The sequence below is a fragment of the Synergistales bacterium genome, from assembly GCA_021736445.1.
Taxonomy (GTDB): Bacteria; Synergistota; Synergistia; order Synergistales; family Aminiphilaceae; genus JAIPGA01.
This window is the reverse complement of record JAIPGA010000108.1, coordinates 1-6,393: the sequence shown is the minus strand read 5'-3', so window position 1 is coordinate 6,393 and position 6,393 is coordinate 1. Positions and strand designations below refer to the sequence as shown.

Sequence of the window (6,393 nt, the reverse complement as noted above, 5' to 3'; positions counted from 1 at the left end):
CAGGTGAAGCTGCCGCCGAAATAGCAGAGCTCCACCGGCTCGCCGGCGGAGCGAACCAGAGCGGGCACCTCCCCCGGTGCGGGGGGCGACACCCCGGTGATCTCCCTCTGGTTGCAGTAGACGCAGCGCCCGGGGCAGGAGCGGTGGGGCAGGAAGACCGAGAGGTTTCTCACGCGAAGACGTCCCCGTCCCACTCCGCCCATTCGGGCAGGATGGCCCCCCAGGCGAACATGTCCGCCTGGTGCTCGAAGGAGGAAAGCGGTGTGGCCGTGCGCGCCCAGAAGGACTCCCCCCGGCGGTGCTGCAGAAGGTGGTAGAGCTCGTGGAAGAGGGTGAACCGCCGCCACAGCGGAGGCAGATCGCTGTTCACGTAGATGCAGGCCCGCTCCCCCCGGGCCACATGGAGCCCCCAGATGTTGGGCGTCAGCACCGTGTACTCCACATCCACCCGGCGGCCGCTGCGGCGCTCGGCCTCCACGACGATCTCGAACTCGTCCAGCCGGTGCCACCGGCGGCCCTCCTCCAGGGCCCACTGGGGGATCCGTTCGGGCTTCTCGGGGAAGTGGTAGGCCTCCAGGGGACTCCGCTCTCTATCCGGAAGCATCCTCGTTTTCCCACCGTGCCAGCGCCGCCTCCACCAGCCGCTGCACCATCTCGATCTCCTGGGGTTTGAGCCGCTTGCTCTTGTACCAGACCTCCACCTCCCCGGCGTCCTCGAAGATCTCCTCCAGATGCAGGCGGCCGTGGTCGGTGGTGATCTCCGTGGTCTCCAGGAGCTCGGCCATGTTGACTTTCAGCTCCTCGCCGAGCTTGCGGAGCAGCTTCATGGAGGGCGACCGCCGGTTGCTCTCCAGCGCCTGGACATAGATCCGGCTCACGCCCACACTGTCGGCGAGGGTCTGCTGGGTATAGCCCCGTGATTTCCTGAGGGTTTTGAGTCTTCGTCCGAAACTCATGGCCCTTCCTCCCTACAAGGTAGTTTCTGATACGATACAAGAAAACCGTTTTGTTGACAAGGGGTTGTTGTTTTCCGCCAGAGCCGCCGGCCGGGGCAGCCCGCCGCACCAGCAGACAAAGAGCGTGCCCGTCAGCAGATCGGCGGCGCCGCCCGGGCTGGTGCCCTCCCGGGAGAAGCGCCGGTCCAGCTCCGACAGCCTGGCGAAGCTGTCGCCGCGGTAGGGATCGCCCTCGGCCAGATGGCGCTCCACCAGCCGCCGGTAGGGCCCCTGCCAGTAGGCCATGCCCCGCCGGTGGATCACATTGGTGTCCTCGGTGCGCAGCATCAGCCGCAGCAGCGTCTCCAGCAGGGCCGGCTCCAGCGGCCGTCCTGCCGCCAGGGCCTCCGTGAGCGTGGGAACGCCGGTTTCCATCAGGGAGGGGAAGCCCGCCTCCGCCTCGCCGCGGATGCCTGTGATACCATGCTCAAGGTAGAGACGCTGGCCGTGGCTCAGATCATCGGCAGCCCCCGGGCGGAGCGTGGCCAGCTCGCGTTCCACGCAGCCCGCCACAGGCAGGCGCGCACCTTCGCAGACCGCCGCCGGCGTGAGCGCCGACCCCAGACGCAGCGCCCGTCCGGCCCCGTAGAGCAGCAGCGAGAGGGCGAAGATCAGCCCCTTGTGGGTGTTCACGCCCCCGGTGGCCGAAAACATGGCCGACTCCATGGCCCGCCCGCGGGCGCGCAGGAGCGCCATGTCCTCCGGCGCGCCGCTTCCTTCCAGGCCGCATTCCGCCTGGCCCGCCCAGAAGGGCGCCAGCGCGGAGGCGCTGCGGCAGAAGAGGGCGTAGTCCATATCGCTGTGGGCGCCGGGGTTGTTGCGGTCCACAAGGCCCGGCTTGGGGGCCGTGTGGACCTCCCGGAGGCTTGCGGCGGCCGCGAGGGCGCCGAGGACGGTGCAGGGCATCCTGTCTTCTCCTCTCCCGGCGGGTTCCCGCCGGTGGCGGCCCCGCGCGTTGACGGAACGCACCGGGCCTGTAATACTCGGTCGGTATGGCCGCATGTGTCAAAGCGTCGGGCCATGGGCCCAACGCCTGAGCAGCATAGACAAGATGGCCGTTTTTCGCAAGCACCCGCCGACCGCCGGAAGCCGGACGGCGCGGGGTGCGACAAGGAGGGACCGAGGATGCAGACCAGGGCTCTGGAGAGCCTTGTGGCGATTGTTGAGCAGGGAGGGATCTCCCGTGCGGCGGCCCACCTGGGGATCTCCCAGCCGGCGGTGAGCAAGCAGGTGGCCCGGCTCGAAGAGGAGCTCGGCGTGGAGCTTCTGGAGCGGGGGCGCGCCCGATCGGTGCTCACCACCCAGGGGAGGATCGTCTACGACCACGCGCTGGTCGTGCTGGGGCGTCTGGAGACCATGCAGCGCTCCGTCCAGGAGAGCCTGCAGCAGGTGGCCGGAAGCGTGACGGTGGCGGCCAGCTCCATCCCCGGCGACTTCCTGCTCCCGGACCTGCTGGTGGGCTTCCGGGAGGCCTATCCCGCTGTGGACGTGGCCGTCCATGTCTCCGACACCCGCCAGGCCCTGGAGGAGCTCATGGCCAGGCGGGTGGATGTGGCCATCGTCGGCGCGGAGCGGCAGCTGCCGGGGCTGCACTTCCACCCCTTCTTCCGCGACGAGCTGGTGCTGGCGCTCTCCCCGGAGCACCCGCTGGGAGAGCGGGAGCAGGTCACCCTGAACGAGCTGGCGGATCTGGAGCTGATCGGCCGGGTGGAGGGCTCGGGGACGCTCACCGTCCTCCGGGAGGCCGTGAAACAGGCCGGCCTGGGCACCCCCCGGTTCCGGCTCTCCTTCGGCCACAGCGCCGGCGTGGTCCGGGCCGTCAAGGCCGGAGGCGGGGCGGGCATCATCTCCCGGCGCGCCCTGGAGGGCGTCGCGGGGATCGCCGTCTGCCGGTTTGCGCCGCCGCTGGAGCGCTCCTTCTATCTGGCCCACGGGAATCTCTCCCGTCGGACCGCGGCGGTGCTGGTAGACTATCTGTCGGCACGGGCCGGGCTGCGGTAGCAGACCGCAGTCCGGATGGTCACATTTGGAAAGGAGGCAGAACGGAATGGAAGCGAAGGAGGTAACAGCGGAGGAGGCGGCGGCGGTCCAGCGGGTCCGGGCCGCCCTGGAGGAGGCCGGCCTGGCCCCGGAGATCATCTACAGCGACCACACCATCCACAGCGTCGACGACGCCTCGGCGGCCGTGGGCGTGGCGCCGGAGCAGATTCTCAAGAGCCTGTTGCTGCTGGCCGACGACCGGCCGGTGCTGGCGCTGATGTCCGGCCCCAACAGGATCGACCTGAAGAAGGTGAAGCGCCGCCTGGAGTGCAGAAAGGTGAAGATGGCCGACCCCGACTATATCTACGACTTCTCGGGATTCCGGGTGGGCGGCGTGCCGCCCGTCGGCTACCCCGGGCGTGTCCAGGCCCTGCTGGACAGGGATCTCTATCTCCATGAAACCGTCTGGGCCGCGGCGGGCTGCGATCTGGCCTTCTTCCCCGTCGCTCCGGGAGCGCTGGCCGCCGCCGCAGGGGGGGAGAAGGCGGACATCAAAAAGGAGCGGTAGCCTCGGGCCACCGCTCCGTGGATTCACCGGATGCCGCCGCCTTCCGCCTAGCGCTTGAGGGGGACCAGCGCCTCGAACCAGCCGTCGAACTCCCTGGCGAAGCGTATCTTCGTCAGGGGCTTGAGGAAGATCTCCAGGTTGTTGTTGGCCACCACGTTGAGGACGTGGCCGCCCACAGTGGAGTGGTCGGGTCTGCTGAAGGATGCGTGCAGATGCGGGTAGATCTCCTGACCCTTGATGCTCACATCTCCGGTGAGGGAGATGAGCTCGAAGACGCCGTCGAAGTCCTTGATCTCGTAGTCGTTGCCGTTGAACCAGCCGAAGCGGATCTCCCTGACCATGCCCGCGGCGCCGAGCACCACGGCGGAGTCCACACTGCTCTCCTCACAGACCCGGGCGATGTTTTCGTGGAGCTTCTCCCCTTCCGTGAGACGGATCGCGATGATTTCCTCGCTCATTGCGTATCGCATGATTTCACCCCCCGTGAGAATGCTTCAACGTTATTATATCACAGGAAAGAACGATGGAAAATACATAGGACGTGGAGGGAACCGATATGACCGTGCTCCAGATCGCGGCCGTACTGGCCACAGGGGTGGCCGCAGGCTTTATCAATGTGGTGGCCGGCGGGGGATCGCTGCTCTCCCTGCCGCTTCTGGTCTTTCTGGGCCTGCCGGTGGGGATCGCCAACGCCACCAACCGGGTGGCCATCATCTGCCAGAACGCCGTGGCCATCCACCACTTCAGAAAGTCCGACGTGCTCTCCATGAGCGAGACGCTCCACCTCACCTGGCCGGCGGTGCTGGGCTCCATCGTGGGGACGGGCATCGTGGTCCAGATCGACCAGCAGCTGCTGAACCTGGTGATCGCCGTCCTCATCAGCGTGATGGCCCTCTTCATCGTCTTCCGTCCCAGGATGTGGGAGGAGAACATCCGGCGCTCCTGGCCGCGCTGGATGGTGCAGGTGGTCTTCTTTTTCATCGGGGTCTACGGGGGGTTCATCCAGGCCGGGGTGGGATTCTTCCTGATCTGGGGGCTCGTGGGCGTGGTTGGCATGGATCTGGTCCATGCCAACGGGGCCAAGGTGGTCATCGTGGCCGTCTATACCGCCGTCAGCCTGGCCATCTTCATCGTCCACGGCATGGTGGCCTGGCCCTTCGGTCTGCTGCTGGCGGTGGGCAACATGACCGGCGCCGCCCTGGGGGCGCGGTTCACCGTCCTGAAGGGCAACCGCTGGATCCGCTACATCCTGGCGGCGGTGGTCATCGTCAGCGCCCTGCGGATGCTCGCCAACGCCCTCTAGGCGCTAGTCCAGCAGGTAGCGCTGGAGCTCCGTGCTGTCCATCTTGGCCCCGATCCCCACGGCCAGCCGGATCTTGCACTGCAGCGGCCGGAGGTTGCCGCCGTTGAGGACGCCCATCTCCAGCAGCCGCCTGGGGCTGGCCTCGTAGGTGGCCTGGGTCTGCACGATGCCCCGCTGGCAGCGCGAGGTGAGCGCCACCGGGACGTCCCGCTTGGTGATGCTGCGCACATAGGGCAGCCAGGAGGGGGGCACGCTGCCGCTGCCGAATCCGGCCAGCACCAGCCCCTCCAAGCCCTCGTCGTCGGCCAGGCACTTGAGCACCCGGTCGCCGGTGCCCAGGGAGGCGTAGACCGCCTCCACGGCCCGGGCGGGGATCACCGACTCCCGCATCGGAGAGGGCCGGTTGGGCCGGCGGTGGATCAGAAGCTCCCCGGCCACCAGCTCGCCCACCGGGCCCGGACCGGGCGCGGCGAAGCCGTCTTTCTTGAAGCTGTACTCCTTGGTGACCTCCGAGGCGCAGAAGAGCTCCTCCTGGAAGCAGAGCAGCGCCCCCAGGCCCCAGCTGTTTCTGGAGAGCGACGCGACCAGGGCGTTGTAGAGGTTCCCCGCCGCATCGGCGTCCAGGGTCTCCCACCCGCGGAAGGCCCCGGTGAAGATCAGCGGCTGCGGGTAGACCCAGAGCAGGTCCGTCAGGTAGGCCATCTCCTCCAGCATGTCCGTGCCCGAGTAGACGACGATGCCCTCCACGCCGTCCTGGATGAGCTTGCGGCAGAGTTCGATCAGGTCCATGGTGATCCGTATGGTATAGTGACTGCTGGGCTGGCGGCCCCAGTCGACCACCTCGATGGTGCTGTCCTGCAGTGAAGGGAAGAGCCGCATCACCGCGTCCGCAGGCGGGCGTTCCTCGCCCTCCTCGTGGGCCTCCATCGTAGGAGGGGTGAAGGGACCCCCGGCGATGATCAGGGCGATCTTTCCGCGTCGTTTCATGGCAACCGACCTCCTTCCGTCCTCCGGCCCCGGGGCCGGCCGCCGCGATGCGTACCCTGCAGACGGGTGGACGGGATTCCGCAGAGAGTGTAGCATCATTGATTGCTTCCAGAAAGACAGGAGTGCGGCAAGTGGGGTGATTGTGTGCAGGTAGTGATCGTAGGCGCCGGCGAGGTGGGCTTTACGCTGGCCGGGCAGCTGGTAAAGGAAGGACACGACGTGACGGTCATCGAGCGCGAGGAGACCCGGGCGCTGAAGGCCGAGGACGAGCTGGACGTGATGGTGGTCCGCGGCAACGGGGCCAGGCCGCAGATCCTCGACCAGGCAGGCGTGGCCTCGCCCAGTGCGGTGGATCTCCTCATCGCCTGTACCAACCACGACGAGGTGAACATCCTGGCCTGCTGGATCGCCAAGCGGGAAGGGGTGGGCATGGTGGTGGCCCGCACCCGGAGCATGGAGTTCACCGACAGCGACAGCTGGGCCAAGGACCTGGGCATCGACATGATGATCTCCCCGGAACGCTCGGTGGCCCGGGAGATCGAGGAGCTGCTGTCCATCTC

9 protein-coding genes are annotated in these 6,393 nt (G+C 67.6%); 4 read left to right on the top strand and 5 right to left on the bottom strand.

What is annotated here, in order from left to right; all coding sequences use genetic code 11:
- Nucleotides 1-169: 169 nt before the first annotated feature.
- The 3 genes from K9L28_11380 to K9L28_11370 are packed head-to-tail and all read right to left on the bottom strand — an operon-like array spanning nt 170 to nt 1,901.
- A complete protein-coding gene (locus K9L28_11380) occupies nt 170-604 on the bottom strand; it encodes an ImmA/IrrE family metallo-endopeptidase (GenBank protein MCF7936932.1) in 435 nt (144 codons plus the stop codon).
- Nucleotides 591-956 (bottom strand): helix-turn-helix domain-containing protein, encoded by a 366-nt coding sequence (locus tag K9L28_11375; protein ID MCF7936931.1) that lies wholly within the window; start codon nt 954-956, stop codon nt 591-593. Before K9L28_11375 ends, K9L28_11380 begins: the two co-directional genes overlap by 14 nt.
- A 12-nt stretch (nt 957-968) precedes the next feature.
- Nucleotides 969-1,901: a triphosphoribosyl-dephospho-CoA synthase gene (locus tag K9L28_11370; GenBank protein MCF7936930.1), complete on the bottom strand. Its 933-nt coding sequence runs from the start codon at nt 1,899-1,901 to the stop codon at nt 969-971.
- A 219-nt stretch (nt 1,902-2,120) separates the two neighbouring features.
- Here K9L28_11370 and K9L28_11365 point away from each other — a divergent pair, with 219 nt between their 5' ends.
- Both K9L28_11365 and K9L28_11360 read left to right on the top strand, forming a co-directional pair.
- Nucleotides 2,121-2,996 carry a LysR family transcriptional regulator gene (locus K9L28_11365; protein ID MCF7936929.1) on the top strand — a complete coding sequence of 292 codons (876 nt, stop codon included), beginning with the start codon at nt 2,121-2,123 and terminating at the stop codon, nt 2,994-2,996.
- Nucleotides 2,997-3,042: 46 nt separating this feature from the next.
- A complete protein-coding gene (locus K9L28_11360) occupies nt 3,043-3,543 on the top strand; it encodes a YbaK/EbsC family protein (protein MCF7936928.1) in 501 nt (166 codons plus the stop codon).
- Nucleotides 3,544-3,590: 47 nt separating this feature from the next.
- On the opposite strand, the gene K9L28_11355 is transcribed toward K9L28_11360, so the two are convergent.
- Nucleotides 3,591-4,013 carry a DUF296 domain-containing protein gene (locus K9L28_11355; GenBank protein MCF7936927.1) on the bottom strand — a complete coding sequence of 141 codons (423 nt, stop codon included), beginning with the start codon at nt 4,011-4,013 and terminating at the stop codon, nt 3,591-3,593.
- Nucleotides 4,014-4,099: 86 nt separating this feature from the next.
- Between K9L28_11355 and K9L28_11350 the strand changes: the two genes are divergently transcribed.
- Nucleotides 4,100-4,846 carry a sulfite exporter TauE/SafE family protein gene (locus K9L28_11350; GenBank protein ID MCF7936926.1) on the top strand — a complete coding sequence of 249 codons (747 nt, stop codon included), beginning with the start codon at nt 4,100-4,102 and terminating at the stop codon, nt 4,844-4,846.
- 3 nt (nt 4,847-4,849) lie between these two features.
- Here the strand turns inward: K9L28_11350 and K9L28_11345 are convergent, their stop codons facing one another.
- Complete coding sequence (locus K9L28_11345; protein ID MCF7936925.1) at nt 4,850-5,833, bottom strand: asparaginase; 984 nt, start codon at nt 5,831-5,833, stop codon at nt 4,850-4,852.
- Between the two features lie 144 nt (nt 5,834-5,977).
- Between K9L28_11345 and K9L28_11340 the strand changes: the two genes are divergently transcribed.
- Nucleotides 5,978-6,393 (top strand): NAD-binding protein (locus tag K9L28_11340; GenBank protein ID MCF7936924.1); only part of this gene is annotated, 416 nt, incomplete at its 3' end.